The organism is Nocardioides marinquilinus (assembly GCF_039543705.1).
Classification (GTDB): Bacteria; Actinomycetota; Actinomycetes; order Propionibacteriales; family Nocardioidaceae; genus Nocardioides; species Nocardioides marinquilinus.
Map to the genome: position 1 here is coordinate 1 of NZ_BAABKG010000003.1, position 25,682 is coordinate 25,682.

General features: G+C 74.7%; 32 protein-coding genes. 10 read left to right on the forward strand and 22 right to left on the reverse strand.

All coding sequences use genetic code 11. The features are described 5' to 3' along the window. Nucleotides 1-128 precede the first annotated feature (128 nt). Nucleotides 129-485 carry a hypothetical protein gene (locus ABEA04_RS11095; protein WP_345458305.1) on the reverse strand — a complete coding sequence of 119 codons (357 nt, stop codon included), beginning with the start codon at nt 483-485 and terminating at the stop codon, nt 129-131. A 29-nt stretch (nt 486-514) separates the two neighbouring features. Between ABEA04_RS11095 and ABEA04_RS11100 the strand changes: the two genes are divergently transcribed. After that, nucleotides 515-895 (forward strand): GNAT family N-acetyltransferase, encoded by a 381-nt coding sequence (locus tag ABEA04_RS11100; protein ID WP_345458307.1) that lies wholly within the window; start codon nt 515-517, stop codon nt 893-895. An 18-nt stretch (nt 896-913) separates the two neighbouring features. Here ABEA04_RS11100 and ABEA04_RS11105 read toward each other — a convergent pair whose 3' ends face one another. Next, complete coding sequence (locus tag ABEA04_RS11105) at nt 914-1,972, reverse strand: zinc-dependent dehydrogenase (protein WP_345458309.1); 1,059 nt, start codon at nt 1,970-1,972, stop codon at nt 914-916. A 214-nt stretch (nt 1,973-2,186) separates the two neighbouring features. On the opposite strand from ABEA04_RS11105, the gene ABEA04_RS11110 reads away from it, so the two are divergent. Then, nucleotides 2,187-4,265 (forward strand): PTS mannitol transporter subunit IICBA, encoded by a 2,079-nt coding sequence (locus tag ABEA04_RS11110; RefSeq protein WP_345458311.1) that lies wholly within the window; start codon nt 2,187-2,189, stop codon nt 4,263-4,265. Nucleotides 4,266-4,434: 169 nt separating this feature from the next. Here the strand turns inward: ABEA04_RS11110 and ABEA04_RS11115 are convergent, their stop codons facing one another. Further along, the gene (locus ABEA04_RS11115) at nt 4,435-6,156 is read right to left on the reverse strand and encodes a phosphoenolpyruvate--protein phosphotransferase (protein ID WP_345458313.1); all 1,722 of its coding nucleotides are present in this window, start codon (nt 6,154-6,156) and stop codon (nt 4,435-4,437) included. 109 nt (nt 6,157-6,265) lie between these two features. Here ABEA04_RS11115 and ABEA04_RS11120 point away from each other — a divergent pair, with 109 nt between their 5' ends. From ABEA04_RS11120 to ABEA04_RS11135, 4 genes are read left to right on the forward strand one after another with little or no spacing between them, the layout of a single operon-like run. Further along, on the forward strand, nt 6,266-7,030 hold the full coding sequence (locus ABEA04_RS11120; protein WP_345458315.1) for a DeoR/GlpR family DNA-binding transcription regulator: 765 nt from the start codon (nt 6,266-6,268) through the stop codon (nt 7,028-7,030). Continuing rightward, nucleotides 7,027-7,998: a 1-phosphofructokinase family hexose kinase gene (locus tag ABEA04_RS11125; protein WP_345458317.1), complete on the forward strand. Its 972-nt coding sequence runs from the start codon at nt 7,027-7,029 to the stop codon at nt 7,996-7,998. The genes ABEA04_RS11120 and ABEA04_RS11125 overlap by 4 nt, the downstream gene beginning before the upstream one ends. 36 nt (nt 7,999-8,034) lie before the next feature. Then, on the forward strand, nt 8,035-8,292 hold the full coding sequence (locus ABEA04_RS11130; protein WP_345458319.1) for an HPr family phosphocarrier protein: 258 nt from the start codon (nt 8,035-8,037) through the stop codon (nt 8,290-8,292). A gap of 45 nt (nt 8,293-8,337) precedes the next feature. Then, nucleotides 8,338-8,766, forward strand: a complete 429-nt coding sequence (locus ABEA04_RS11135; protein ID WP_345458321.1) for a hypothetical protein — start codon at nt 8,338-8,340, stop codon at nt 8,764-8,766. Nucleotides 8,767-8,816: 50 nt separating this feature from the next. Here the strand turns inward: ABEA04_RS11135 and ABEA04_RS11140 are convergent, their stop codons facing one another. From ABEA04_RS11140 to ABEA04_RS11150, 3 genes are read right to left on the reverse strand one after another with little or no spacing between them, the layout of a single operon-like run. Next, on the reverse strand, nt 8,817-9,242 hold the full coding sequence (locus ABEA04_RS11140) for a GNAT family N-acetyltransferase (RefSeq protein ID WP_345458322.1): 426 nt from the start codon (nt 9,240-9,242) through the stop codon (nt 8,817-8,819). 47 nt (nt 9,243-9,289) lie between these two features. After that, on the reverse strand, nt 9,290-9,586 hold the full coding sequence (locus tag ABEA04_RS11145) for a hypothetical protein (RefSeq protein WP_345458324.1): 297 nt from the start codon (nt 9,584-9,586) through the stop codon (nt 9,290-9,292). Between the two features lie 40 nt (nt 9,587-9,626). Then, nucleotides 9,627-10,424, reverse strand: coding sequence for an Fpg/Nei family DNA glycosylase (locus ABEA04_RS11150; RefSeq protein WP_345458326.1), 798 nt, complete (start codon nt 10,422-10,424; stop codon nt 9,627-9,629). A gap of 102 nt (nt 10,425-10,526) precedes the next feature. On the opposite strand from ABEA04_RS11150, the gene ABEA04_RS11155 reads away from it, so the two are divergent. Beyond that, entirely contained in the window at nt 10,527-11,258 is a 732-nt protein-coding gene (locus tag ABEA04_RS11155; protein ID WP_345458328.1) for a GNAT family N-acetyltransferase, read from the forward strand. A 78-nt stretch (nt 11,259-11,336) separates the two neighbouring features. Here ABEA04_RS11155 and ABEA04_RS11160 read toward each other — a convergent pair whose 3' ends face one another. The 6 genes from ABEA04_RS11160 to ABEA04_RS11185 all read right to left on the reverse strand — a co-directional run bounded on the left by ABEA04_RS11160 (nt 11,337) and on the right by ABEA04_RS11185 (nt 15,059). Beyond that, nucleotides 11,337-12,107, reverse strand: coding sequence for a hypothetical protein (locus ABEA04_RS11160; protein ID WP_345458329.1), 771 nt, complete (start codon nt 12,105-12,107; stop codon nt 11,337-11,339). Between the two features lie 43 nt (nt 12,108-12,150). After that, nucleotides 12,151-12,576: a hypothetical protein gene (locus tag ABEA04_RS11165; RefSeq protein ID WP_345458331.1), complete on the reverse strand. Its 426-nt coding sequence runs from the start codon at nt 12,574-12,576 to the stop codon at nt 12,151-12,153. Nucleotides 12,577-12,733: 157 nt separating this feature from the next. Then, entirely contained in the window at nt 12,734-13,165 is a 432-nt protein-coding gene (locus tag ABEA04_RS11170) for a type II toxin-antitoxin system VapC family toxin (protein WP_345458333.1), read from the reverse strand. Further along, nucleotides 13,162-13,389, reverse strand: coding sequence for a FitA-like ribbon-helix-helix domain-containing protein (locus tag ABEA04_RS11175; protein WP_345458335.1), 228 nt, complete (start codon nt 13,387-13,389; stop codon nt 13,162-13,164). The genes ABEA04_RS11170 and ABEA04_RS11175 overlap by 4 nt, the downstream gene beginning before the upstream one ends. A gap of 48 nt (nt 13,390-13,437) precedes the next feature. Then, a complete protein-coding gene (mmuM, locus tag ABEA04_RS11180) occupies nt 13,438-14,346 on the reverse strand; it encodes a homocysteine S-methyltransferase (protein ID WP_345458337.1) in 909 nt (302 codons plus the stop codon). Further along, nucleotides 14,343-15,059: an MOSC domain-containing protein gene (locus ABEA04_RS11185; protein ID WP_345458339.1), complete on the reverse strand. Its 717-nt coding sequence runs from the start codon at nt 15,057-15,059 to the stop codon at nt 14,343-14,345. Before ABEA04_RS11185 ends, mmuM begins: the two co-directional genes overlap by 4 nt. 160 nt (nt 15,060-15,219) lie before the next feature. Here ABEA04_RS11185 and ABEA04_RS11190 point away from each other — a divergent pair, with 160 nt between their 5' ends. Both ABEA04_RS11190 and ABEA04_RS11195 read left to right on the forward strand, forming a co-directional pair. Further along, nucleotides 15,220-16,350, forward strand: a complete 1,131-nt coding sequence (locus ABEA04_RS11190) for an adenosylhomocysteinase (RefSeq protein WP_345458341.1) — start codon at nt 15,220-15,222, stop codon at nt 16,348-16,350. Continuing rightward, a complete protein-coding gene (locus ABEA04_RS11195; RefSeq protein WP_345458343.1) occupies nt 16,347-16,700 on the forward strand; it encodes an HIT domain-containing protein in 354 nt (117 codons plus the stop codon). The genes ABEA04_RS11190 and ABEA04_RS11195 overlap by 4 nt, the downstream gene beginning before the upstream one ends. 19 nt (nt 16,701-16,719) lie before the next feature. Here ABEA04_RS11195 and ABEA04_RS11200 read toward each other — a convergent pair whose 3' ends face one another. Both ABEA04_RS11200 and ABEA04_RS11205 read right to left on the reverse strand, forming a co-directional pair. After that, nucleotides 16,720-17,298 carry a hypothetical protein gene (locus tag ABEA04_RS11200; protein WP_345458345.1) on the reverse strand — a complete coding sequence of 193 codons (579 nt, stop codon included), beginning with the start codon at nt 17,296-17,298 and terminating at the stop codon, nt 16,720-16,722. Nucleotides 17,299-17,404: 106 nt separating this feature from the next. Next, the gene (locus tag ABEA04_RS11205) at nt 17,405-18,289 is read right to left on the reverse strand and encodes an alpha/beta hydrolase (RefSeq protein WP_345458347.1); all 885 of its coding nucleotides are present in this window, start codon (nt 18,287-18,289) and stop codon (nt 17,405-17,407) included. Nucleotides 18,290-18,349: 60 nt separating this feature from the next. Between ABEA04_RS11205 and ABEA04_RS11210 the strand changes: the two genes are divergently transcribed. Continuing rightward, a complete protein-coding gene (locus tag ABEA04_RS11210) occupies nt 18,350-18,643 on the forward strand; it encodes a hypothetical protein (RefSeq protein ID WP_345458348.1) in 294 nt (97 codons plus the stop codon). 47 nt (nt 18,644-18,690) lie between these two features. Here ABEA04_RS11210 and ABEA04_RS11215 read toward each other — a convergent pair whose 3' ends face one another. From ABEA04_RS11215 to ABEA04_RS11250, 8 genes are all read right to left on the reverse strand, one after another. Then, nucleotides 18,691-19,095, reverse strand: coding sequence for a VOC family protein (locus tag ABEA04_RS11215; RefSeq protein WP_345458350.1), 405 nt, complete (start codon nt 19,093-19,095; stop codon nt 18,691-18,693). Further along, on the reverse strand, nt 19,092-19,376 hold the full coding sequence (locus ABEA04_RS11220; protein WP_345458352.1) for an ArsR/SmtB family transcription factor: 285 nt from the start codon (nt 19,374-19,376) through the stop codon (nt 19,092-19,094). The genes ABEA04_RS11215 and ABEA04_RS11220 overlap by 4 nt, the downstream gene beginning before the upstream one ends. A 332-nt stretch (nt 19,377-19,708) precedes the next feature. Further along, complete coding sequence (locus ABEA04_RS11225) at nt 19,709-20,431, reverse strand: GntR family transcriptional regulator (RefSeq protein WP_345458354.1); 723 nt, start codon at nt 20,429-20,431, stop codon at nt 19,709-19,711. Between the two features lies 1 nt (nt 20,432). After that, nucleotides 20,433-21,866 (reverse strand): FAD/NAD(P)-dependent oxidoreductase, encoded by a 1,434-nt coding sequence (locus ABEA04_RS11230; RefSeq protein WP_345458356.1) that lies wholly within the window; start codon nt 21,864-21,866, stop codon nt 20,433-20,435. After that, nucleotides 21,859-22,134 carry a (2Fe-2S)-binding protein gene (locus tag ABEA04_RS11235; protein WP_345458358.1) on the reverse strand — a complete coding sequence of 92 codons (276 nt, stop codon included), beginning with the start codon at nt 22,132-22,134 and terminating at the stop codon, nt 21,859-21,861. Before ABEA04_RS11235 ends, ABEA04_RS11230 begins: the two co-directional genes overlap by 8 nt. Next, nucleotides 22,131-23,282 carry an NAD(P)/FAD-dependent oxidoreductase gene (locus ABEA04_RS11240; RefSeq protein ID WP_345458360.1) on the reverse strand — a complete coding sequence of 384 codons (1,152 nt, stop codon included), beginning with the start codon at nt 23,280-23,282 and terminating at the stop codon, nt 22,131-22,133. The genes ABEA04_RS11235 and ABEA04_RS11240 overlap by 4 nt, the downstream gene beginning before the upstream one ends. Beyond that, nucleotides 23,279-24,280 (reverse strand): proline racemase family protein, encoded by a 1,002-nt coding sequence (locus tag ABEA04_RS11245; protein WP_345458362.1) that lies wholly within the window; start codon nt 24,278-24,280, stop codon nt 23,279-23,281. Before ABEA04_RS11245 ends, ABEA04_RS11240 begins: the two co-directional genes overlap by 4 nt. Next, nucleotides 24,277-25,680 carry an aldehyde dehydrogenase family protein gene (locus tag ABEA04_RS11250; protein ID WP_345458364.1) on the reverse strand — a complete coding sequence of 468 codons (1,404 nt, stop codon included), beginning with the start codon at nt 25,678-25,680 and terminating at the stop codon, nt 24,277-24,279. The genes ABEA04_RS11245 and ABEA04_RS11250 overlap by 4 nt, the downstream gene beginning before the upstream one ends. Between the last annotated feature and the right edge of the window lie 2 nt (nt 25,681-25,682).

Sequence of the window (25,682 nt, forward strand, 5' to 3'; positions counted from 1 at the left end):
ACTAGCGTGGGACATGAAGGCCTCCTGGCGGTGAAGCGGTTTCTAGACAGCTCCACTCCACCGCGGGAGGCCTTCACCCATCTACGGACGCGCCGTACCCGATCGCACAACGTGCCTGGGCATCACAGCTAGGCGCCGTAGGAGTAGCGCAGGTCGGCCCACAGCATCACGTTGAGCCGCTTGCGCAGGTGGCCCAGCACCGCGGGGTCCTGCACGTCGTCGGGGGAGCGCAGCGTGAACGTGAGGTCGGTGCCGGTGCTGCCCGCCGCCAGCGCGAAGTCGATCTCGTCGTCGGGACGCGCCGGCCAGATCGAGGACCACACCAGCGCGTGGGGCTCCTCGCCGCGCAGCACCCGCGGCGCGACCTCGTCGTCGCGCAGGTCGAGCCAGGGCCGGGCCGCCGGGTCGTGCGGCTCGGCCAGCGACCGCCACACCACGCGGGGCGGCGCCGGCAGGTTGCGCCTGCGGTGGGCGAGCTCGTGCACGGCACCGACGCTAGGCCACCCTGGGACGCATGACGATCGAGCCCTACCTCGTCGAGCACGCCGACGGCATCGCGGCCCTGTGCGACCGGCTCGGCTGGCCGACGTACGCCGACCCCGACGTCGCCCGGCGCGGGTGCGCGGCGCCCGGGGTCGTCGTCCGGGTGGCGGTCGAGGACGGCCGCGTGGTCGGCTTCGCCCAGGCGATGGGCGACGGCGTCATGCAGTCGTTCCTCTCGCAGCTCGCGGTCGCCCCGGGCCATCGGCGTCGGGGCGTGGCCCGCCGGCTCGTCGAGGCGGTGTTCGCCGCGACCGGCACCGAGCGCATGGACCTGGTGACCGACGACGCCGAGGCGTTCTACCGGTCGTTCCCGCACCGCGCCAAGCCTGGATTCCGGATCTACCCCGGGTGAGGGCGGCGCGCCGGCGGGTCAGGGCTCGACGGTGACCTTAATCGCCTCGCCGGCCTTGACCAGCGCGAAGGCGTCGAGGACGTCGGCGAGCGGCACGTGGGCGGTGATGAGGTCCTTGACCGGCACCTGGCCCGAGGCGATGTAGGCCAGCGCCTGCTTGTTGTGGTCGGGGGAGGAGCCGTTGGCGCCGTGCACGTGCAGCTGGCGGTAGTGCACGACGTTGGAGTCGAGGGTGATGGTGGGGTCGTTCTTCGGCAGCCCGCCGAAGAACGAGATGCGGCCCTGCCGGGCGGCCATCGACACGGCCTGCTCCTGGGTCACGTTGGCCGGGGTGGCGGTGATGACGACGTCGGCGCCGCGGCCGTCGGTGAGCTGCATGACCTTCGCGACGACGTCCTCCTCGGCGGCGTTGATCACGTGGTCGGGCTGCACGGCGTCGGCCGACATCTTCAGCCGGTCGGCGTTGACGTCGACCAGCACGACCGGGCCGACCCGGTGGACGCCGCGGGCGATGCGGATGTGCATGCAGCCGATCGGGCCGGCACCGAAGACGACGGTGAAGTCGCCCTCCTCGATGCCGAGCTGCTCCTGGGCGTTGATGGCACAGGCGAACGGCTCGGCGGCCGAGGCCTCGTCGTAGCCGACGCCGTCGGGGATGCGGTTGAGGCCGTCGACCTTGAGCACCTGGCGCGGCACGATCATGTAGTCGGCGAAGCCGCCGTCGTACTGGTAGCCGACCGAGGTCTGGTTCTGGCAGACCTCCATCCAGCCCTTGCGGCACTCGTGGCACTCCCCGCACGGGACGGCGGCGATCACCTGCACGCGGTCTCCGACGACCCAGTCGCTGCCGTAGGTGGCGTTGACGTCGTCACCGACCTCCACGACCTCACCGGCGACCTCGTGGCCGAGGGTGCGCGGCGGCGTCAGGTTCTGGTGGCCGTTGTGGAAGATCTTGACGTCGGTGCCGCAAGTCGAGGTGTTGCGCACCTTGATCTTGACCTCGTCGGGCTTGCACGTGGGCTCCTCGACGTCCTCGAGCCGTACGTCCTCGGGGGCGTAGAAGCGCAGCGCCTTCATGGGGGTCCTCCTGGTGTGGTCGTGACGGCGGGCCGGACCCGTCGCACCGGCCCGGCCCGCCGACCCTAGCACCTGAGTTCCTTCGTTTGGTCTTTGAACATGTGGGTTTGGGTCTTGACTACCCCCGAAACGCGGACATATAAAGATCGCAACCACTGACGAGATGCTCGTCACACGCACGCCCGCGCGGCCCACCGCGCGAGGGAGGACCCTCATGGCCACCGCCACCACCACCGCGCCGCCGGCACCCGGTCCGGGTTCGGGCGCCCCGGGCGCCTCGGGCACCTCGGTCCGACTGCGCGTCCAGAAGCTCGGCACCTTCCTGTCCAACATGGTGCTGCCCAACATCGGCGCGTTCATCGCCTGGGGCCTCATCACCGCGCTGTTCATCCAGACCGGCTGGATCGCGCTGATCGCCAAGGACGTCTTCGGCGCCGACACCGCCAACGACCCGCTCGGCTTCGTCTCGGTGCTCGGCGCCTGGAAGCTGCCCGACGGCACGCCGATGCACGACAGCCTCGGGATCGTCGGCCCGATGCTCACCTACCTGCTGCCGCTGCTCATCGGCTACACCGGCGGCCGGATGACCTACGACGGCAACATGCGCGGCGGCGTGGTCGGCGCGATCGCCACCATGGGCGCCATCACCGGCGCCGACGTGCCGATGTTCCTCGGCGCCATGATCATGGGACCGCTCGGCGGCTACACGATGAAGCGGCTCGACGCGCTGTGGGCGCACAAGATCCGCCCCGGCTTCGAGATGCTGGTCAACAACTTCTCCGCCGGCATCTGGGGCGGCATCCTCGCCGTCCTCGGCTTCCTGGTGGCGGGGCCGTTCGTCACCGGCTTCAGCAACGGCGCCGAGAGCATCGTCAACTGGCTGGTCGAGCGCAACCTGCTGCCGTTCGCCTCGGTGCTCATCGAGCCGGCGAAGGTGCTGTTCCTCAACAACGCCATCAACCAGGGCATCTTCACCCCGCTCGGCACCACCGAGGCCGGTGACACCGGCCGCTCCATCCTGTTCCTGCTCGAGGCCAACCCCGGCCCGGGCCTCGGCCTGCTGCTGGCGTTCATGGTCTTCGGCCGCGGCGTGGCGAAGGCCTCGGCGCCCGGGGCCGCGCTCATCCAGTTCGTGGGCGGCATCCACGAGATCTACTTCCCCTACGTGCTGGCCAAGCCCGTGCTCATCCTCGCGATGATCTGCGGCGGCGCCTCGGGCGTTCTCACCAACGTGATCTTCGACTCCGGCCTGCGCTCGCCGGCCTCGCCCGGCTCGATCATCGCCGTCATCGCGGCGGCCCCGCCCAGCAGCCTGGTCGGCGTCCTGCTCTCGGTGGTGGTGGCCGCCGGCGTGACGTTCCTGGTGGCCGGGTTCCTGCTCAAGATCGACCGCAGCACCGAGGACGTCGACCTCGTCGCCGCCACCGCCGACATGGAGACCCGCAAGGGCAGGAAGTCGTCGGTCGCCTCGGCGCTCACCGGCGGTGCCACCGCCTCCGGCCCGATCCGCTCGATCGTCTTCGCCTGCGACGCCGGCATGGGCAGCTCGGCCATGGGCGCCTCGGTGCTGCGCCGCAAGGTGCACACGGCCGGCCACGGCGACGTGACGGTCACCAACCTCGCGATCTCGAACCTCACCGACGAGCCCGACGTCGTCGTCACCCACCGCGACCTCACCGAGCGCGCCCGCGGGCGGGCGCCGTCCGCGCTGCACGTCTCGGTCGACGACTTCATGTCGAGCCCGCAGTACGACGAGATCGTGGCGATGATCGACCGCCAGGGCAGCGGCGACACCGGCGACACCGGCACCGGTGCGCCCTCGCTCGCCAAGGAGCCCGAGGCCGAGGCCGGGGCGGGTCGCGACGTGCTGCGCGAGGACGCCGTCGTGCTCGGGGGCCACGCGACCACCCGTGACGAGGCCATCTCGGAGGCCGGGCGCCTGCTGGTCTCGACCGGCGCGGCCGACCAGGCCTACGCCGACGCGATGCACGAGCGCGAGACGTCGGTCTCGACCGCGATGGGCAACGGCCTGGCCATCCCGCACGGCACCAACGAGGCCAAGACGCACGTGCACCGCACTGCGATCACCTTCGTGCGCTACGACAGCCCGCTCGACTGGGGCGGCAAGGAGGTGCGGTTCGTGGTCGGCATCGCCGCTGCGGGCCAGGAGCACCTCGCCCTGCTCGGCCGCATCGCGAAGGTCTTCAGCGACCGCGAGCAGGTCGACCGCCTCGAGCGTGCGAGCTCGAGCGCCGAGGTGATGGAGGTGCTCGGGCAGGTGCAGCCCGCCTGAGCACCCGCTGACGGGTCCCGCGAGCCCGGTCGGACGTCGTCCGGCCGGGCTCGCGTGCGTCCGGAGCCCGGCCGTGGGTCCGGCACGTGACGACGCCGCTGGGCGGGGAGTGGGTCCCCCGCCCGGCGGCGTCGGTGGGTCGGTGCGTCGAGCGCCGGTGCGGGTGGGCTCAGTCGTCGAGGACGGCGAGCGCGGCGGCGCGGGCGGCGGCCGGATCGGCCCCGGCGAGCGCGGCCTCGGCGGCGTCCTCGCACCGGTCGAGCGTCGCGGTGCCGAGCCGGGCGCCGACGGCGCGCACGGCGGCGGCCGCCATCGACAGCGAGCCGATGCCGAGGCCGGCGAGCACGCAGGCGAGCAGCGGGTCGGCGGCGGCCTCGCCGCACACGCCCACCGGCTTGCCGGCGCGGCGTCCGGCCTCCGCGGTGATCGCGACCAGCTGCAGCACGGCCGGCTGCCACGGGTCGGTGAGGTGTGCGAGGTCGCTGGCCATGCGGTCGGCGGCCATCGTGTACTGGGTGAGGTCGTTGGTGCCAATGGAGAGGAAGTCGACGACCTCGAGCATCCGGTGGGCCATCAGGGCCGCGGCCGGGATCTCGATCATCACCCCGGCCTTGAGCCCACGGCGCCGGACGGCGTCGGCGAAGTCGGCCGCCTCGGCCACGGTGGCCACCATCGGCGCCATCACCCAGGTCTCGGTGCCGGTGCGCTCGGCGGCGAGCGCGATCGCGTCGAGCTGGCGGTCGAGCAGGCCGGGGTTGTCGAAGGAGAGCCGCAGGCCGCGGACGCCGAGCGCCGGGTTCTCCTCGCCCTCGTGGGTCGCGAACGCCACCGGCTTGTCGGAGCCGGCGTCGAGGGTGCGGACGACGACGTAGCGGCCGTCGGCGAAGGGCCGCAGCGCGGCGGCGTACAGCTCGGCCTGCTCCTCGACCGACGGCTCCTCGGCCCGGTCGAGGAAGCACAGCTCGGTGCGGAACAGCCCGACCCCCTCGACCGGCGCCTGCGCGGCCGAGGCGGACGACGCCCCGTCGGCCACGTTGGCGCAGACCTTGACGGCGACGTCGTCGGCGGTGCGGCCGGGGCCGGTCCACGAGGCGACGGCCTCGCGCAGGTCGGCGGCGCGCGCGACGCGCTGCTCGGCGTCGGCCGCGTCGACCTCGGTCTCGACGACGCCGGCGGTGGCGTCGACCAGCACCTCGGTGCCCGCCGGCAGGCCCAGGACCCCGGTGACCCCGACGACGCAGGGGATGCCGAGCTGGCGGGCGATGATCGCGGTGTGGCTGGTGGGGCCGCCCCGCTCGGTGACCAGCGCGAGCACCCGCTCGGGGTCGAGGCCGGCGGTGTCGGCGGGCGCGAGGTCGTCGGCGACCAGCACCGAGGGACGCTCGGGCACCGGCACCCCGGGCTCGGGCTCGCCGACCAGGCGCGCCACGACCCGGCGCTCGACGTCACGCAGGTCGGTGACCCGCTCGGCGATGAGGCCGCCGGTGGCGGTGAAGACCGAGACGAACTGCTCGACCGCGGCGTGGACGGCGTCCAGCAGCGTGGCGTCGTTGCGCAGCCCCTTGCGGACGGCGGAGCGCAGCCCGCGGTCGCGGGCCAGGCCGGCGCTCGCGGTGAGCACCTCGGCCGCCGAGCCGGACGCCGTCGCGGCGCGCGCGGCGTAGGCCTCGGCGACCGCTGCGGCGGCCGCGTCGAAGGCGGCCAGGGCGTCGTCCACCCGGGTCTCGCCGGCGAAGCCGCCGTCGCCGAACCGCTCGAGGGCGGCGGGGTCGAGCTCGTGGCTGACCCGCACGACGGGTCCGTGGGCCACGCCGGGCACCACGGGCGTGCCGCTGAGCGCGGCGGGTGTGCCCGGGGGAGCGGGGGAGACGGTCGTGGTGTCGGTGACCATGGTCACGGAGTCAACCCGCCCGCCCTTGACAAGTCAACACAATCGGGCATAAAACAACATGCACACAGACCGCGACGGGTCTGCCGTGACGAGACCGGGGAGGTCCGCCGTGTACGCCGAGGAGCGCCAGCAGGCGATGGCCCAGCTCGTCGCCGCCAGCGGACGACTGTCGGTCGTCGAGCTTGCCGAGCGCTACGACGTGACCACCGAGACCGTGCGTCGCGACCTGTCGGCGCTGGAACGGATGGGCCTGGTCCGCCGGGTGCACGGCGGCGCCGTGCCGGCCAGCTCGCTCGCCGTCATCGAGTCGGCGCTCACCGAGCGCGACCAGGCCAGCACCGCCGAGAAGGAGCGCATCGCGCAGGCCGCCCTCGAGCTGCTGCCCGCCGGCGGCACCGTGCTGCTCGACGCCGGCTCCACGACGTCCCGCCTGGCCGGACTGCTGCCGCGCGAGCTGCGGTTGACCGTCTACACCCACGCCGTCCCGGTGGCCGCGCGGCTCGCGTCGTCCGGCAACGCCGAGCTGCACCTGCTGCCCGGGCGGGTGCGCGCCACCACGCAGGCCGCGGTGGGTGCGGACGCCGTCGAGTCGCTCGGGCGGCTGCGCGCCGACGTCGCCTTCCTCGGCACCAACGGCCTCTCGGTCGCGCACGGACTCTCGACGCCCGACAGCGACGAGGCCGCCACCAAGCGCGCGATGGTGCGCGCCGCGCGCCAGGTCGTGGTGCTGGCCGACGCCTCGAAGATCGGGGCCGACGCGCCCGTGCGCTTCGCCGACCTGGCCGACGTCGACGTCCTGGTCACCGACGCCACCATCGACGAGCTCGACCGCAAGGAGATCGAGGGCGCCGGGGTCACGGTGGTCGTCGCGTGATCGTGACGCTGACGCCCAACCCCAGCCACGACCGCACGGTCAGCCTGGCCGGGCCGTTCGAGCGTGGCGCCGTGCACCGCGCCACGTCGGTCACCTCGCAGGCCGGCGGCAAGGGCGTGAACATCTCCCGCGCGGCGGTGGTCGCCGGGGTCGAGACGCTCGCCGTGCTGCCCGCGCCCGCCGACGACCCGTTCGTGCTCGAGCTGCGGGCCGCGGGCATCGCCTGCCGGCCGGTGCCGGGCTGCCGCGGCGACCTGCGCGTCAACATCACCGTCACCGAGCCCGACGGCACCACCACCAAGCTGAACTCGCCCGGACCCACCGTCACCCCGCAGGTGCTCGACGACCTGACCGCCGCCCTGGTCGCGGCGGTCACGGGGGAGTCGACCACGCCCGACTGGGTCGTGCTGGCCGGCTCGCTGCCCCCGGGCGCGCCGCAGGAGTGGTACGCCGACCTGGTGCAGACCCTCGCCGGCACCGGCGCCCGCGTCGCGGTCGACACCAGCGAGGCCCCGCTGCGGGCGGTCGTCGACCGGCTGCCGGACGCCGCGCCCGCCCTGATGAAGCCCAACGGCGACGAGCTCGCCTCGCTCACCGGAGACGACGCCGCGACGATCGAGTCCGACCCCCGGGTGGCCGCCCGCGCGGCGTCCGTGCTGCTGGAGCGCGGGGTCGGCGCCGTCCTGGCCACGCTCGGCGCGCGCGGCGCCGTCCTGGCCACGGCCGACGGCGCCTGGCACGCCGAGCCGCCGCCCACCGAGGTCGTCAGCACCGTCGGCGCGGGGGACTCCAGCCTGTTCGGCTACCTGATGGCCGACCTGCGCGGCGACGCCCCGGCCGAGCGGCTCGCCCAGGCCGTCGCCTACGGCAGTGCCGCCGCCGGACTGCCCGGCACCACCATCCCCACGCCGCAGGTCGTGCGGCCCGACCTCGTGCGGGTCAGGCAGCTCGACCCCGCCGCCCGCTGATGCCCTCGATGAACCCTCGATGAACCAGGAGAACCCATGCCCACCAAGTCCGTCGTCGTCGGCTCGTCGTCCGGCCTGCACGCCCGTCCCGCCTCCCTGATCGCCGAGGCCGCCGACGAGCTCGACAGCGACGTCACGATCGCCGTCCCCGGCGGCGAGGGCGTCGACGCCGCCTCGGCCCTGATGATCATGACCCTGGGCGCGGGCGCCGGCGACACCGTCGAGGTCAGCGGCGACGACCAGGCCGACGTCGACCGCATCGCCGAGCTGGTGACGCAGGACCTCGACGCCTGAGGCGCGCTTTTGACCCCCCGCGACCCCGCCACCGAGGATCGCGGCATGACTTTCCCGCGCTCGCTCGCCCTGATGGTCATCGGTGCCCTGGCCGCGTCCCTCGCCGCGATCGTGCCGGCGCACGCCGTGCCCGGGTGGCGCACCAACCTGGTCTGGCAGGACGCGCAGGCCCAGGTCTGCGCCGTGGTGCGCGGCGACGGCAGCGCGGTCGTGCGGGTGCGGATGGACAACCGCCGGGGCACCCGGTGGGTGGCGGCCGGGATCGCCAGCGTGAGGCCCGACGGCCGGCCCGACCGCACCCTGGCCATCAGCCCGTACGTCCGCGGCGGGAGGCTCAGCGCGTCGGCGGAGTACACGAAGCTGCGGGCCGGCAGCCGGTTCTACGTCGACATCCACCGCAGGGTCGACGAGGGCGCGGGGATCGTGCGGACCTCGGCGAAGCCGTTCGTGGTCCGCAACCAGGCGCGCTGCTGAGCCCGCGCTGATCACGCGCCGATCCGCGCCGATCCCGAGCCGATCCCGGGTCAGGGGCGCACGTAGACGCCGATCCGCCGGGCCGGCCGGAACCCGTGACGCTCGTAGAAGGTCGCGGCCCGGCCGTCGCGCAGGGTGAGCAGGTACCAGTGCGTCACGTGGTCGAGCTCGTCGGCGAGCGCCCGCAGCAGTCGCGAGCCGTGGCCGTGGCCCTGCAGGTCGGGTCGCACGCACATCTCCTGCAGCAGGAAGTGGTCCTCGGCGCCCGAGCGCTCGAGGTGTCCGAGCGCGAAGCCGACCACCTCGCCGTCCACCCGGGCCACCACGCCGTGAGCACGCGGCGTCGTGAGGAAGTCGAGGAGGCGGACGGCAGCATCGTCGAGGGTCCACGACTCGTCCCACGGCGGTGCCGTGAACGTCTCGACGTAGAGCGCGACGCACGCCGGCAGGACATCGGGCGTCAAGGCGGTGATCACGCGCGCACTGTGGCACGCCGGCCGGACGTCGTCCCGTCGCGGGCGGCTCAGCCGTAGCTGTGGCAGTCGGCGGCGTTCATCGCCTCGTCGACGTAGCTGCGCAGCGGGCTCTCGGCACCCGACTCGCCCGGGAGGTCGTCGAGGACGGCCGCGAAGCCGTCGCAGTCCCCGCTGGTCTCGAGGTCGTCGATGCGCCGCTGCAGACCGGGCTCGTAGGCGTCCCAGTCGACCTCGGTGCGCGGGCCGGCCTCGGGGGCATCCGCCGCCCCGCCGGCCTCGTCGTCGGTGCCGCAGGCGGTCAGGGCGAGCGACAGCGCCACGCAGGCGAGCAGACGACGGGCCACGCGCGCACGGTAGCGGCGCCGGACGCGCCGCGGGCCGGAATCAGGCCTCCGGCTGGCAGACCGGGCACCAGTAGACGGTGCGGGCGGCCAGCTCGGCGCTCGCGACCGGCGTCCCGCAGCGGCGGCAGGGGAGTCCGGTGCGGTGGTAGACGTAGTGGGCGTCGGTGCGCCTGACTCGGCCGTGCGGCCGCTCGCGGTCGTCGGCGTCGGTGGTGACGATGCGGCCGGTGCGCACGCCGGCCTCCATGAGCACGACCAGGTCGTCCCACAGCACGGTCCAGGTCGCCGGGTCGACCTCGCGGCCGGGCGTCCACGGGTTCAGGGCGTGCCGGAACAGGATCTCGGCGCGGTAGACGTTGCCGATGCCGGCGACCACGGCCTGGTTCATCAGCAGCGTGCCGATCGGCGCGCGGGAGCGGGCGATGCGCTCGCCCGCCGCGGACGCCGGCGTCCCCGGCCGCAGCGGGTCGGGCCCGAGCCGCGCCAGCAGCGCGTCGCGCTCGGGGTCGGCCAGCAGCTCGCACGCCGTGGGTCCGCGCAGGTCGATCCAGTGCGCGTCGGTGACCATCCGCAGCCGCAGCGCACCCTTCGGCTCCGGCGGCTCGCCGCTGCCGTCGCGGTAGCGCCCGAACAGGCCCAGGTGCACGTGCAGCCACCCGTCGTCGAAGCGGTGGAACAGGTGCTTGCCCCAGGCGTCCGTGCCGAGCACGGTGCGGCCGTCGAGCATCGCGGCGCCCTCCGCGAACCGTCCCTGCGGGCTCGAGGTGTGCACCACCTCGCCCTTCAGCAGCCGCCGGTGACGCCGCGCGAGACGGTGGATGCTGTGTCCTTCGGGCACGCGACCCATCGTCGGGCAGCCGGACGGGGTCGCGGCTCACCTGCCGGAGACGGGGGCGCAAACGGCGTGCACGGACGGCGCCCGGCTCGAGAGGATGACGGCGTGCTGACGCTGGAGCAGATCTTCCCGCCGTTCGCCCTGCGGATCGCCTGCGGGCCGGTGGCGCTCACCGTGCTGCGCGACGACGACCTGCCCGAGCTCGTCGAGCTGGTGCAGGACGGCGTCCAGGACCCCGGTCTGCCGATGCCGTTCCTGCGGGACTGGCACGAGGAGCCCTTCGCGCCCGGGGCGCCCGACGGCTTCCCGACCGCGTCGCTGGGATGGTGGTGGAAGCAGCGGGCGACGTTCGCGCCGGACGAGTGGCGGCTCGCCCTCGTGGTCCGTCGGGACGGCGTGCTCGTCGGCATGCAGGACGTGCACGCCGCGGAATTCCCGCACCGGCGCACCGTGGAGACCGGGTCCTGGCTGGGGCGACGTCACCACGGCCAGGGCACGGGCACGCTGATGCGCCGGCTCGTGGTGGGGTTCGCCTTCGACGGGCTCGGCGCCGAGCGGTGCGAGTCGGGCTACATCGTCGGCAACCACGCGTCGGCGGCCGTGAGCCGCAAGGTCGGCTACGTCGAGAACGGACGGAAGCGCATCGTCCAGCACACCCGCGCCGGCACGTTCGCGGTCGACGAGCAGCGCGTCACCGTCACGCCCGCCGGCTTCGTGCGCCCACAGGGAGAGGTCACCGTCGACGGCGCGGACGTCGTCCGCCGGTTCCTGGGGCTCGACCTATCCGGCGAGGCGGAGGCCACTGCCAAGCCCACCAGGAACATCGCCGATAAGTGACATTATGTCAGGTCGCGGCGATCGGACTGAGTGACGGGGACGGAAGGTCGGTCCAACGCTGCACGAGCCGGTCCCCCGCTACGAGGTGGCGAGGCACGACGTCAGGCCGCCCGTGGCCGTCGGCTCGCCGGCGGTGTCCGGTCGGGGCCCGCCGTAGACCTCGTAGACGGCACCCTCGTGCTCGTACGTCACGTACGTCGGACTGTCGGTTGCCTGCGCGAGCGTGTCGGCCACGGCGACCGCCAGGTCACCTTCGAGGATGCAGGAGCCGCGCAGGTCCCCGAGCGGCACCTCGGGGTGCGGCCAGTCGGTGGTCGCGTCGGTCGGCGCGTCGCGTTCGTCGGCAGTGATCACGACCTGCGGCGGCGGGACCGGCAGCTGCTGCGCGGCGTCGATCACCGCGTCCAGGTCGGCGAGCAGTGCTGTCAGTCGTTCGCCGGGCACCAGGCGGTGCGTCCAGAGGCCGCTGTCGCTCTCGATCGCGATCGCGGTGACCGGCCCACCGTCGGCTGCCTCGACCTCCGCCGCGTCCTCGGGGGACGACTCCCCCCAGAGCCCGGCGTCGTCCAGGACGTCGCGGACCTGCTCGATCTCGGCACCGCTGAGGCGGGCTGTGGCGACGTAGGGCCACTCGGCGAGCTGCCCGGGCGACACGTCCCGCGGCTCGAGAACCAGACCACTCCCGTCGATGTCGAACGCGGGCCCGTCGTCGTCGCTCGACACGTGGACCCAGAACGCATCGGCCGGCAGGCCGTCGGGACCCGTGGCGTCGTCAGAGGTGCCGCCGCATCCAGCGACGAGCACCGAGACGATGCTGACGATCAGCGCGATGCAGGCTCGGGTCCACATGGTCGTCCGACGACGGCTGCGATGGCCTGGTTCCGCGTCCGCCTCAGTCGCGGGCTCCCCTGCGCGACGCCCAGCCCGACGCGAGCAGCGTGAGGCCGGCGCCGAGCAGCCAGACGTCCTTGGCGATCGCGATCCCCTGCTCGCTGGGCCGCACCTTCGAGCCCTCCGCGGTCATGCCCGGGGTGTTGAGGTACATGTTCAGCAGCCCGCCGCTGAACGCGACCAGGCCGGCGCCGGCGACCGTCGACGGCACGACGGGTGCGAGCAACGCGGCGCCCAGCGCGATCTCACCGGTGCTCAACGCCTTGCCGAACGCCGTCGGGCTGAGCTTGGTGACCTGCGGGACGCCGTTGGCCGCCATGCCCTGCAGGCCGGCCGCGGCCTCGGCGGGCAGGTTGCGCTTGCCCAGGCCGCTGTTGAGGATGAAGGCGCCGGTCGCGAGGCGCAGGGGCACGTGGCTGAGGTTCATGGGGAGTCTCCTGTCGAGGGCGCCGCGCCGCGGGTCGGACGCGGGCTCGGACGGCCAACGAAAGCACGGGCCGACGTATGCCCGCAGTTCGACGAGCGTGGCCGGACGACCCGCGTCGACTGACGTCGACCGACCTCGACGCCACTCCTCTCGACCTTCACGCCGACGGTGGCTCGGGTGGCTCCCACGGGTTGAGGCACGAGACCCCCAGCGGCTCGAAGTGCCGCTCGTTGCGAGTCACCACGGTCAGCCCGCCGGCCTCTGCGACGGAGGCGATGAGGGCGTCGTCCAGCGGCGCGTGCTCCGGGACCCGGTAGGCCGCGAGGATGCGGGCTGTCGCGAGGTCGAACCCGAGCACGCGACCTGCGAAGGCCGGCAGGACGTGCTCCTCGAACCAGCGGCGCAGCACGATGCCCTGCTCCGCGTCGACTCGCTCCTTCGCGATCACGCCGCGCTCGATCTCGGCGATGCTGAACGCGGAGACGAACTGGTCGGCGAGCGGGACCGAGGCCGACCATGCCTCGACCACGGGGTTGCGTCCCCGGACGCGGAGCGCCGAGACCACGTTGGTGTCGAGCAGGTACCTCACAGCTCGGCCGAGCGGGCCGACAGCCCGAGGCGGTCGGGCACGAAGTCGATGTCGGAGCCGTCCTCGGTGCTCAACAGGTCGACGAGGGTGGCGGGCTCTTCGCTCAGGGCCTGGGTGAGGACGTCGCGCGCCTCGGCCTCGAGGGACCGCCGACTGCGCTGAGCGCGCTTGCGCAGCGCGGCCTTCGTCCCGTCTGGGAGATTGCGGATCAGGATTTGCTCCACGACGTCACCTCCGATATCACCCAAACGATATCGCATCGGTGCGAGCGGTCAGGTCTCGGAGAGCACCGCCCTCAGCGCGGCGACGTCCTCGGGGCCGACCCGGCAGCACCCGCCGACGAGCCGGGCGCCGGCGGCGACCCAGGCGGCGACGTCGGCGGGGTCGAAGGCCGACTCCCCCGTCCACGCGCGGGCGCCGGCGTCCCACCGCTGGCCCGAGTTGGGGTAGACGACGGCGGTCGTGTGGCGGCCGGCGAGCGGGACGGCGGCGGTGGCGTCGGGCGGGGTCGTGCAGTTGACACCGACCGCGAGCACCTCGGCGACGCCGGCCGCCATCGCGAACGCCTCCTCCAGCGGCTCGCCGGCCCGCGTGCGCGAGCCCGCGGCCGACAGCGACAGCCACGCGGGGACGCCGGTGCCGTCGAGCTCGGCGAGCACGGCCTCCACCTCGGCCAGGCACGGCACGGTCTCGACGGCGAGCACGTCGGCGGCGCCGTCCGCGACCGTCGAGGCGAGCACGTCGAGGCGCGGGCGGTGGAACGCGCGCAGCTGCGCGACGTCGAGCCCGTAGTCGCCGCGGTACTCCGACCCGTCGGCCAGCACGGCGCCGTACGGACCCACCGAGGCGGCGACCCAGCCGTCGGGTGCCGCCGCGTCGCGGGCCGCCGCGGCCAGCTCGACGCTGCGGCGCAGCAGCCGCTCGACCTCGTCGCGGTCGGCGCCGGCGGCGCCGAAGCCCTCGAAGGAGACCTGGTAGGACGCCGTCGTCGCGACCTCGGCGCCCGCGGCGAAGAACTCCTCGTGCGCGGCCCGGATCGCGTCGGGGTCGTCGCGCAGCAGCCGGGCCGACCACAGGTCGCTCGACAGGTCGTGGCCGTGCCGCTCGAGCAGGGTCGCCAGTCCCCCGTCGAGGACGATGGGCCGGTCGCCGACCACGTCACGCAGCGCCGTCCGGGTCACGACGTCAGTCTCCCACCCGCGACCTCGTGCACCGGGTCACCGACCGTCACCAGGCCGGGCCGCACCACGTCGGCGTAGACCGCGAGGCACAGGTCGCGCTCGGCCGCGAGCGGGCGCAGCCAGCGACCGCGGGCGACGGCGCCGTCCTGGTCGAGGTCGATCGTGCGGCACCGGGGCGCTCGCTCGACGACGCGCAGCCGCGCGCCACCGCACTCGACCTCGCGCCCGACCCACCGCTCCTCGGCGAACGGCTCCGTCGTCTCGACGACCAGGTTCACCCGCAGCCGCCGCGGGTCGGCGTCGAGGTCCCACGCCGCGGCGCACCAGTCGAGGGTCGCGGTGCCGACCAGCGAGACCGCGCCCATGTCCTGGTGCGGGACGCCGGCCTCGGGCGTCACGCGCACGCTCGCGCCCGTCGTCCGGCTCAGCTCGGCGTCGAGCGCGGCGTCGCCGACCCGCCACGCGTCCGTCCCGTCGGTGACCGTCACCCCGCCGTCGGACGCCGTGGCTGCCCGGTAGCCGAGGACGGCGTCGCGCCGGCGGAAGCGGCGGGTGTCCTTGGCCGAGGCGAACCGACCGTCGTCGTCCTCGACGGCGAACCAGCGGTCACCGGCGAGGCCGCGCCCGTCGAGCGGCACCGAGGCGAGGCCCTCGCCGCCCAGGCCCTTGACCGGGTAGCGGCGCAACGCCACGACGCGCATCGGGCTGCCCACCACCGCATCATCCCGCTACCCTCACGGCCATGAGCACGGTCACCCAGCGACGGGACGCCTCGGCGCTCCTGTTCGGCGACCACTCGTACCGATCGGACCTCTACCAGTAGTCGAGCCCCGCTCCTGCCGGCAGAACCCACACCCACCGATCGGAACCCGCATGTCCACGACCCTGCACCACCCTGCCCTGCCCGCCCCCGGCGTCGACTGGGCCGCCGCCCACATGCCGCTGCTGCGCGACGCCTTCGCCGAGCTCGGCCACGTCTTCGACGGCCTGCGCCTCGCGATCTGCCTGCACATCGAGCCCAAGACGGCCGTGATGTGCCGCCTGCTCGTGCAGGCGGGCGCGACCGTCGCCCTCACCGGCTCCCCCGGCTCCACGCGGCCCGACACCGTCGAGGCGCTGCGGGCCGACGGTGTCGTCGTCCACGCCGACGCCGCCGACGAGGCGCCACGGGTGGACGACGTCCTCGACGTCGACCCGCACCTGCTGCTCGACAACGGAGGCGACCTCACCACCGCGCTGCTGGCCCGCGAGCGCAGCCCCCACTTCGTCGGCGGCACCGAGGAGACCACCACCGGCGGGCTGCGGCTGCGCGCCCGGCCCGACGGCGTCGACGTCCCGGTGGTCGTCATCAACGACAGCGAGCTGAAGCTGATGGTCGAGAACCGCTTCGGCGTCGGCCAGTCGGTGGTGCAGGGCTTCATGAACGCGACCAACCTGATGCTGCCAGGCGCCCGCGCCACCGTCGTCGGCTACGGACCGTGCGGCCGCGGCGTCGCCCAGACCCTGCGCCAGCTCGGCGCCCGGGTCACCGTGGTGGACCTCGACCCCTACCGCGCGCTCGAGGCGCTCATGGAGGGCTTCGACGTCGCTCCCCTGGCCACCGCGCTGCCCGCGACCCGGCTGCTGTTCCTCGCCACCGGCGGGCGCGACGTCGTCGGCGAGGCCGAGGTCGACCTGCTCCCCGACGGCGTCGTGGTCACCGGCGTCAGCCACTTCGCCCACGAGCTGGACCTCGCCCGGCTGGGCCGGCCGGTCGGCGAGGCGGCCTACCACCGCACCTACGAGCGGCCCGACGGCCGCCGCGTCGCCGTCCTCGCCGGCACGCGGATGATCAACCTGGCCGCCGCCCTCGGCAACCCGATCGAGGCCATGGACCTCGGCCTGACGTTGCAGGTGCGGTCGCTGGCCGCGGTGGCCCGGGGCGGGCTCGCGCCCGGCGTCCAGCCGGTTCCGGACGACGTCGACCGGGCCGTCGCCGAGGCGTTCGTGGTGGCGCGGGCGTGACGGCCGACGCGCCATACGACGGCACCGACTTCTACTGCGACATCGCCGTGCCGCACCCCGAGCGGCTCGACGTCGTGCACGAGGACGAGCGGGTGCTGGCCTTCCACCACACGCGCCCGTTCTGGGCGGTGCACGTCGTGGTCGTGCCCAAGCGCCACCTCGCCTCCCTCACGACCCTCACCGACGACGACGCGGACGACGTGCGAGCACTGCTCTCCGTCGTCCAGACCGTGGCCCGGCAGGTCGAGACCGAGCACGGCGCCGCGGCGGTGCTCACCAACCTCGGCGCCTACCAGGACTCGAAGCACCTCCACGTGCACGTGCACAGCGGAGACCGGCTGGTCAGGTGAACCGGTCCCGCTCAGCGCGTCAGCGGAAGCGCTGCTTGAAGATGTTCGTGCACCGCGGGTTCGTGACCGTGCCGCCGGGCATCCGGGCGCGGCAGAGCGCCAGGCGGAACGTGCCGGGCGAGAGGTGGAAGACCCGGTGCGTGAACTTGAAGGTGCTCACCTCCGACGTGCCCTTGCCACAGGCGTATCCGTCGAGGAAGTAGTCGTAGGGGTTGTAGCCCACCTTCTTGACCCGCAGCACCGCGCACTTGCCGTCGGCGGCGAAGTCGGCCACACGCAGGTTCAGCGTGAGCATCTCGGTGTCCTTGGTCCGCTGCGAGTAGTCGAGCCACGCGTTCGGCTGGGTCACGCTGACACCGCGCCACGACCTGCCCCACCCGTAGCAGTGCCGGGTGCTGGTGCCCGAGGTGGAGGTGCCGGCGAACCGGCACTTCTGTCGACCGCGCTGGGCGAGCGGTAGGGCGCTGTACGGCTCGACGGCGGTCGTCGTGGGTGCGGCGGTCGACCCCACCGTCGTGGCCACCGCGACGGAGGAGAGGCCGAGCGGCGCCACGACAGCAGCGACCAGGCACACGATCGTGAGACGGAGTGAGAACACGAGCATCGTCCGATCAGGAGAGGCTGTGAGCCACATTCGACCCCGGCCACCACCGGTTGGCAAGGGTCGACCGGCGCGCCGCGACACGGGCGGACACGTGCGAGCCTCAGCCCGCCTCCCCCGCGATGGTCGCCGCCACGGCGCCGGCGGCGGCGTCGCCGAGCAGCACCGTGTAGTGGTTGGTGTCGGGCAGGGCGGTCACGCGCAGCGCGGACGCCGTGCGCTCGGCCTCGGCGACGGCGTCCGGGGGCAGGAAGGGCGTCGGCTCGTCGAACATGCCGCGCTCGGCGGTGAGCAGGTGGGTCGGCGTGGCGAGCCCGGCGACGGCGTCGCGGACCTGGGTCGAGCGGGTGAGCAGCTCGCGGCCCGCCGCCCGCACCGCCTCCTCCGACGCCGCGGCCCGCACGCCGTCGGCGGTCTCGACCGCGTCGTAGCGGGCGTACAACGCGAGGTCGTCGCTCCAGTAGGGCCCCATCGCCGGGTGGGCGCGGAAGAAGTCGACGTAGGCGTCGACGTCGGCGTAGGTGGTGCGCAGCCGCTCGACCATCGGGCCGACGGTGGTGTCGAGGACGGCGTCCAGCTCGGCCTCGCTCAGCCCGGCCGGCACCGGCAGCGGCACTCCCCCGTCGACCAGCACCAGCCGGGCGACCGTGCCCGGGTGCAGGTGGTCGACGGCGAGCGCCACGTAGGCGCCGAGCGAGTGGCCGGCCAGCACCTCGGCACCGGTGGCGCGGACGACGTCGCGGGCGTCGCGGGCCAGGTCGTCGACGCCGTAGGGGCCGGGCAGGTCGCGTGAGCGGCCGCGGCCGCGCTGGTCGAGCGAGACCAGTGACCACTCGGCCGGCAGCCGCGCCGCCACCGCGCCCCACGACATCGCGTTGGCCGTGATGCCGTGCAGGGCGACCGCGACGCGGGGACCGTCGCCCCAGCGCAGCGCGTGCAGTGCGCCGTTCTGGGCGGCGAGCTCGACCGGGACGGGAGCGGTGGTCACACCACCCGTTCTACCGGAGGCGTCGACGGCGCCTCCCAGGCGCTGGCTAGCCTGCGAGCCATGGACGACGCCGCGGCCACCACCCACGAAGCGGTCTTCGACGTGCACGAGGGGGGTGTCTGGCGTCGCGCGCGGGACCTGGCCGTGGGCGTCGTCGGCGCGGTGGTCGGCGACCCGCAGCTCGTCGGCGGCGACCTCGTCGTCCGCCGCCGCGACGACCACGGCGAGCTGCTGCGCCGCAAGAACCTCGACGAGGACGAGGGTGCGGCGATGCTCGCCGCGATGCGTCGCGACCTCGACACGCTGACCGTGGCCGAGTTCGAGGCGCGGTGGGCCGAGGTGGACGACGCCTGACCCGGGCTCGCGGTCCCGTCGACGAGCCCAGCGGCCGTGGGGGTGGCTCAGGCGGGCTCGGCGGCGTCGGTGGCTGAGACCAGCTGGACCAGGTTGCCGCAGGTGTCGTCGAGCACGGCCGTCCGCACCGGACCCATCTGCGTCGGCGCCTGGGTGAAGACCACGCCGGCCGCCGCCAGCCGGGCGTGCTCGCCGTCGACGTCGTCGACCGTGAGCTGCGCCAGCGGGATGCCGTCGGCCACCAGCGCGTCGCGGTAGGGGCCGACCGCCGGGTGCCCGGCCGGCTCGAGCAGCAGCTCGACGCCGTCAGGGTCGTCGGGGTCGACGACCGTGAGCCACAGGTGCTCGCCCATCGGCACCTCGTGCTTGACGGCGAAGCCGAGCACCTCGGTGTAGAAGGTGCGCGCGGCGGCCTGGTCGTCGACGAACAGGCTGGTCAGGCGGATTCTCATGGGGTGTCCTCCCTCGGGACGGGCCATCGGCGGGTGATCTCGGCGAGCGGCGACGGGTCGAAGAAGTGCACCTTCGTGCGCCCTCGCCGTTCGCTGCGCACCAGGCCGGCGTCCTCGAGCACGGCGAGGTGCTGCGAGACGGCCTGGCGCGTCATCGAGGTGCCGTGCCGCACCGCCAGCGCGCCGCACAGCTCGAAGAGGGTCTGCGCGTCCTTCGCCGCGAGCTCGTCGAGCAGCACGCGCCGGGTCTCGTCGTCGAGGGCCCGGTAGACCGTCGTCACCGGACGAGAATAGGCAAGTGAGTGCTTGCCTGTCTAGGGCAAGCATTGGCTTTCCTGTCGGGTGGGCTTCGCGTGGGGTGCCCTCCGACAGGCTCAGGGACCGTGCGGGTCGGGTCGGCGTGATCGTTGCGTGGTCTCGACGACGGCCTCGCGCAGACGCTCGGCCTGCTCGACCACCGGAGGACTTCGGTGCGTGGGGGTGCCCTTCGACGAGCTCAGGGTCCGTGGGGCTGGCGTTGACCGCGCCGGGTCTCGACGACGGCCTCGCGCAGACGCTCGGCCTGCTCGACCACCGGAGGGCTTCGGGGCGTGGGGGGTGCCCTTCGACAGGCTCAGGGCCCGTGGGGGTTGGTCTGCGTGGACGGCGCGGGGTCTCGAGGCTCGGCCGTGGCCGGCCTCGCACCTCGACCACCGTGGGCGGGGGCGGCCCAGCGGCCGCGGGTCTGGGCGATGTGGGCGGACATGAGGCGCTCGACCTCGGCCGGGTCGCGGGCCTCGACGGCGTCGAGGATGGCGTGGTGCTCGCGGGCGGAGGCCTCGAGCCCGCCGGCGTCGAGCAGGGCGGCGAGGCCGTAGAGGCGGGTGTGGGCGCGCAGGTCGGAGACCAGCGCCGAGGCGCGGCGGTTGCCGGCGTAGTCGAGCAGCCGCAGGTGGAAGGCGCGGTCGGCCTCGGTGTAGGCGACCAGGTCGCCGGCCCGGGCGCCGTCGACGATCGCCTCGGCCAGCCGGCGCAGCTCGGGCAGGTCGTCGGCGGGCACGGACGGTGTCACCCGGGCCGCGAGCGGCGGCTCGACCAGCATCCGCAGCTCGGTGATCTCGTCGAGGTCGCGCTCCTCGACCGCCGTCACCCGGAACCCCTTGTTGGGCACCGTGGTCACCAGGTTCTCGCGCACCAGGTCGAGCATTGCCTCACGCACCGGCGTGGCCGAGACGTCGAACCGGGCGGCCAGCGCGGGCGCGGAGTAGACGACCCCCGGCTCCATCTCGCCCGAGACGATCGCGGCCCGCAGCGCGCGGGCGACCTGCTCGCGCAGGCTCACCTTCTCGAACCCCACCTCAGTCGTCCTCCCCGTCGACCCCGCGCGCCAGCTCGCCGAGCGAGACCGGTGCGGCCAGGCTGCGGCGGGCGACCGAGCGCAGGTCGTCGGCGGACGGCGTCGCCCCGGCCGGCGCGGCGAGCGCGGCCGTCGCGTAGCCGCACACCCGGCCCTGGCACCAGCCCATGCCGCAGCGCGTCAGCAGCTTGACGGTGCGCGCGTCGGCGGCGCCGAGGTCGTCGCACGCCGTGCGCACCTCACCGGCGGTGACCTCCTCGCAGCGGCAGACGACGGTGTCGGGCCGCAGCCACTCCCGCCAGCCCGCCGGCACCGGGTGTGCGCGGTGCATCGCGGCGGCGAAGGCCCGATGACGACGCACCGTGCGTCGCACCGACCGCACCCGGGCCTCGTCGACGGCGCACCCCGCGTCGCGAGCCGCGGTGAGCCCGGCGAGCTCGCCCTCGGCCACCGCCAGGTCCGCTCCCCCGACGCCGGTGGCCTCGCCGGCGGCGAGCACACCCGGGACGTCGGTGCGCTGGCCGTCGTCGACCACCACGACCAGCGACCCGTCGTCGTCGACCCGGGTCGCCGCGCCGACCGCGGTCAGCAGCTCGAGGGACGACGTGAAGCCCCACCCCAGCGCGACGAGGTCGGCCTCGACCTCGACGCCGTCGCCGGGACGCAGCCGGCCCTGGCGGTCGAGCCGTCCCAGCCGCACCGACGTCACGTGGTCGTCGCCGCGGACCTCGGTGACGACGGTGCGGGTGCGCAGCCGCACCCGGTGGCGGGCCAGCGTGGCCGCGTAGGCCGCCGCCTCGGCCGCCTTGCCCGGCACGGCGGCGACGCCGCGCGGCGTCCGCGCCCAGCCGGACGGCGACCCGGCCTCGCACAGCGCGACCACCTCGGCCCCGGCGCGCAGCAGGCCGGCGGCCACCGGCAGCAGGAACGGCCCGGTGCCGGCCACGACCGCACGCGAGCCGGCGAGGGTGCCCGACGCCTTCAGCAGCGCCTGGACGCCGCCCGCCGCCATCACGCCCGGCAGGGTCCACCCGGGCACGGGCAGCTGCCGGTCGTAGCCGCCCGGGCACAGCACGAGCGCCCGCGCCTCGACGCGCGCGGGGGCACGGTCGGCGTCGGGCGCGAGGTCGACGTCGATCGCGGCGTCGACGGTCGGGCTCAGGTGCAGCGCGTGCGGCTCGCCGGCCTCGACGAACCACACCTGCTGACCCGCCACGTGCCGGACGGCGTCGCCCAGCGCGGCCAGCCGCCGGTGCAGGTCGGCGAACCGCGCGTCGGGCTCGGCGTCGTCGGTCGGGCGTCGCCAGTACTGCCCGCCGGTGCGGCGCCCGGCGTCGACGAGGACGACGCGCAGCCCGCGCTCCCCCGCGGCCACCGCGGCCGCCATCCCGGCCGGGCCGGCGCCGACGACCGCGACGTCGAACGCCTCAGTCATCGGAGCCGCCCAGCTCGCGCGGCGTCGTCTCGAGCCGCATGCCGTCGCGGGCCGGCACCAGGCACGCCCGCTGGTTGGGCACGCCGTCGACGACGAGCAGGCAGTCGAAGCAGACGCCGATGCCGCAGAACAGCCCGCGCGGCCGACCGCCGCGTCGCGTCGTGCGCCACGACCGCACGCCCGCCTCGGTCAGCGCCGCGCCGACGCTCTGGCCCGGCCTAGCCGTGAGCGGCGCGCCGTCGAGGGTCAGGTCGAGACGATCGGTCACGCGACCCCCTGCAGCGAGAACCGCTCGGGCGCGAACGGGGCGAGGTCGAGGTCGGGACGTCGTCCGGTGAGCGCCTGCACGAGCACGTGCGCGCTGCCGACCGACAGCCCGATGCCCGCACCCTCGTGGCCGGCCACGTGGGCCAGCCCGGGCGCGCGCGGGTCGAGGCCGATCACGGGCAGGTGGTCGGGGCAGTAGGGCCGGAAGCCCAGGTAGGTGCGCATGAGCGCCACCGGCGCGAGGGTCGGGTAGAGCCGCAGCGCCTGGCGGGCCAGCTCGCGCAGCACCGGCAGCGAGACGGTGCGGTCGAAGCCGACCCGCTCGCGCGAGGAGCCGACGAGCACGGTGCCGGACGCCGTCCCCTCGACGACGGTGGAGACCTGCAGGCCCTCTCCCGCGCTCTGGGTGCTGGCGACGTACTCGCCGGCGTAGACCTTGTGGTGCACCGTCGGTGGCAGCGGCTCGGTGACCAGGATGAACCCGCGCCGCGGCAGCACCGGCACCTCGACGCCGGCCAGCGTCGCCACCTCACCGGCCCACGTGCCGGCCGCGTTGACCACGTGCCCGGCGGCGACGTCGCCGCGGTCGGTGCGGACGCCGACCACCCGGTCGCCGTCGCGCAGGAACCCGGTGACGGTGGTGCCGGTGCGCACCCGCGCCCCGAGCCCGCGGGCCAGCCGCAGCAGGTGGGCGGCCATCAGCATCGGCTGCACCTGGCTGTCCTGGGGGTAGAGCGCGGCGCCGGTGAGGTCACGGGTCAGGTGCGGCTCGAGCTCGTGCGCCCGGTCGGCGGTGAGCACGTCGACCTCGACCCCGGCGTCCCGCTGCCGCCCGGCCAGCTCGCCGAGCGCGGTGGCGCCGGCGTCGTCGGTGGTGACGACGAGGCCGCCCTTGGCCTCGAACTCCCAGAGGCCGGCGTGCTCGGCCAGCTCGCCGCGCCACAGCCGGTACGACAGCAGCGCCAGGTCGAGCTCGGGGCCGGCGACCTTGTCGGAGACCAGCAGGTTGCCCTCCCCCGCGCTCGTGGTGCCGCTGACGATGGCGCCCCGCTCGACGACCTCGACGGCGAGCCCGGCCCGCGCGGCGTAGTACGCGGTGGCGGCACCCAGCGCGCCGGCACCGATGACGACGAGGTCGGGCGCGCTCACAGCTCGAAGCCCGCCGGGAAGGGGTCGTCGGGGTCGAGCAGGTACTGCGCGGTGCCGGTGACCCACGCCCGCCCGGTGATGGTCGGCACCACCGCGGGGACGCCGCCGACCTCGGTGGTCGCGACGAGGCGGCCGGTGAACGTCGTCCCGATGAAGGACTCGTTGACGAAGTCGACGTCGAGCGGCAGCTCGCCGCGGGCGTGCAGCTGCGCCATGCGGGCGCTGGTGCCGGTGCCGCACGGCGAGCGGTCGAACCAGCCCGGGTGGATGGCCATGGCGTGCCGCGAGTGACGGGCGGTCGAGCCGGGCGCGGTGAGGTGCACGTGGTGGCAGCCGGTGATGTCGGGCCGCGTGGGGTGCACCGGCGGCCGCTGCTCGTCGATGGCCGCCATGATCGCCAGGCCGGCGTCGAGCAGCTGCTGCTTGGCGGCGCGGTCGAAGGGCAGGCCGAGCTCGGCCAGCTCGACGATGGCGTAGAAGTTGCCGCCGAAGGCGAGGTCGTAGCGCACCGGCCCGAACCCGGGCACGTCGACGCTCTGGTCGAGCCCGGCGGCGAACGAGGCCACGTTGCGCAGGGTCACCGACGTCGCCCGACCGCCCTCGACGGCGACCCGCGCCTCGACCAGCCCGGCGGGGGTGTCGAGCCGCAGCACCGTCACCGGCTCGACCACCTCGACCATGCCGGTCTCGACCAGCACGGTCGCGGCGCCGATGGTGCCGTGGCCGCACATCGGCAGCAGCCCGGAGACCTCGATGAAGAGCACGCCGTAGTCGGCGTCGGGCCGCGTCGGCGGCTGCAGGATGACGCCGCTCATGGCCGAGTGGCCGCGCGGCTCGCACATCAGGAAGGTGCGCAGATCGTCGCGGTTCTCGATGAACCAGGTGCGCCGCTCGGCCATCGTGGCGCCGGGCAGCACGCCGACGCCGCCGGTGACGACGCGGGTCGGCATCCCCTCGGTGTGGGAGTCGACGGCGTGGATGACGCGGGTCGACCTCACGACCCGGCCCCCTCACGCAGCTCGGCCGGCAGCAGCGCCTGCGGGAACCCCTGCCAGGCGACCGGTCGCACGAACCGGGCGAGCGCGGCCGTGCCGACCGAGGTGGTGCCGGGCGCGGTGGTGGCCGGGTAGGGACCGCCATGCTGCTGCGCGCCGGTGACCGAGACGCCGGTGGGCCACTGGTTCCACAGCAGCCGCCCGGCCCTGCGGGTGAGCACGGTGAGCAGCTCGGCGACGTCGTCGTCGGGCTCGCCCGCGACGGTGGCGGTCAGCTGCCCCTCGAGCACCCGCGCCACCGCCACCAGCTCGGACTCGTCGTCGTAGGTCGCCACCAGCGCGGTCGGGCCGAAGCACTCCCCCAGCAGCCCGGCCGGGTCGGCGAGGACGTCGGCCGCCCGGGTCAGCAGCAGCGCCGGCCGCGGCTGGTCGTCGGGTGCGTCGTCGCCGCCCGCGAGCGGCTCGACGTCGTCGCGCCCCGCCAGCTCGTCGCGACCCCGCGCATGCCCGCGGGCGACGCGGTCGTTGAGCAGCGGACCGGTCTCGGGCAGCGTGGCCGCGCGCAGCCGGTCGAGCAGGTCGGAGCCCGCCGGCACCAGGACGACGCCGGGCTTGGTGCAGAACTGGCCGCTGCCCATCGTGAACGAGCCGACGAAGCCGTCGGCCACTTCCGCGGCGCGCGCCTCGGCGGCGCGGCGGGTGACGAACACCGGGTTGAGGCTGCCCAGCTCGCCGTAGAACGGGATCGGCTCGGGCCTCGACCGCGCGAGGTCGAACAGCGCCCGCCCGGCCGGGATCGAGCCGGTGAAGGCGCCGGCCATCACGTCGGGGTGGGTGAGCGCGGCGCGGGCGTCGGCGGGGTCGTGCACGAGGCCGAGCAGGTCGTCGGGGGCGCCGGCGCCGCGCAGTGCGTCGAGCACGACGTGCGCCGTGGCGTCCGACAGCCCGGGATGCCCCTCGTGCGCCTTGAGCACCACCGGGCAGCCGACCGCCAGCGCCGCGGCGGTGTCGCCGCCGGCGACGCTGAACGCGAACGGGAAGTTCGAGGCCGCGAAGACGACGACCGGCCCGAGCGGGACGGCGGTGCGCCGCAGGTCGGGGCGCGGCGCGCCCATCGGCCAGTCGGGGTCGGGCAGGTCGACGCGGACGTCGAGGTGCTCGCCCGCGGCGGCCGCGTCGGCGAGCAGCCGCAGCTGGAACGTGGTGCGCGTCAGCTCGCCGCGCAGCCGCGCCTCGGGCAGGTGGGTCTCGCGCTGCGCGAGCGGCACGAGGTCGTCGGCCGCGGCGTCGAGCGCGGCCGCCACCGCGTGCAGGGCGGCCGCGCGGTCGGCCGCGGACGTCGCCGCCCACCGCTCCCCCGCCACGACGGCGCGGGCGACCAGGTCGTCGACGTCCACGCTCACGG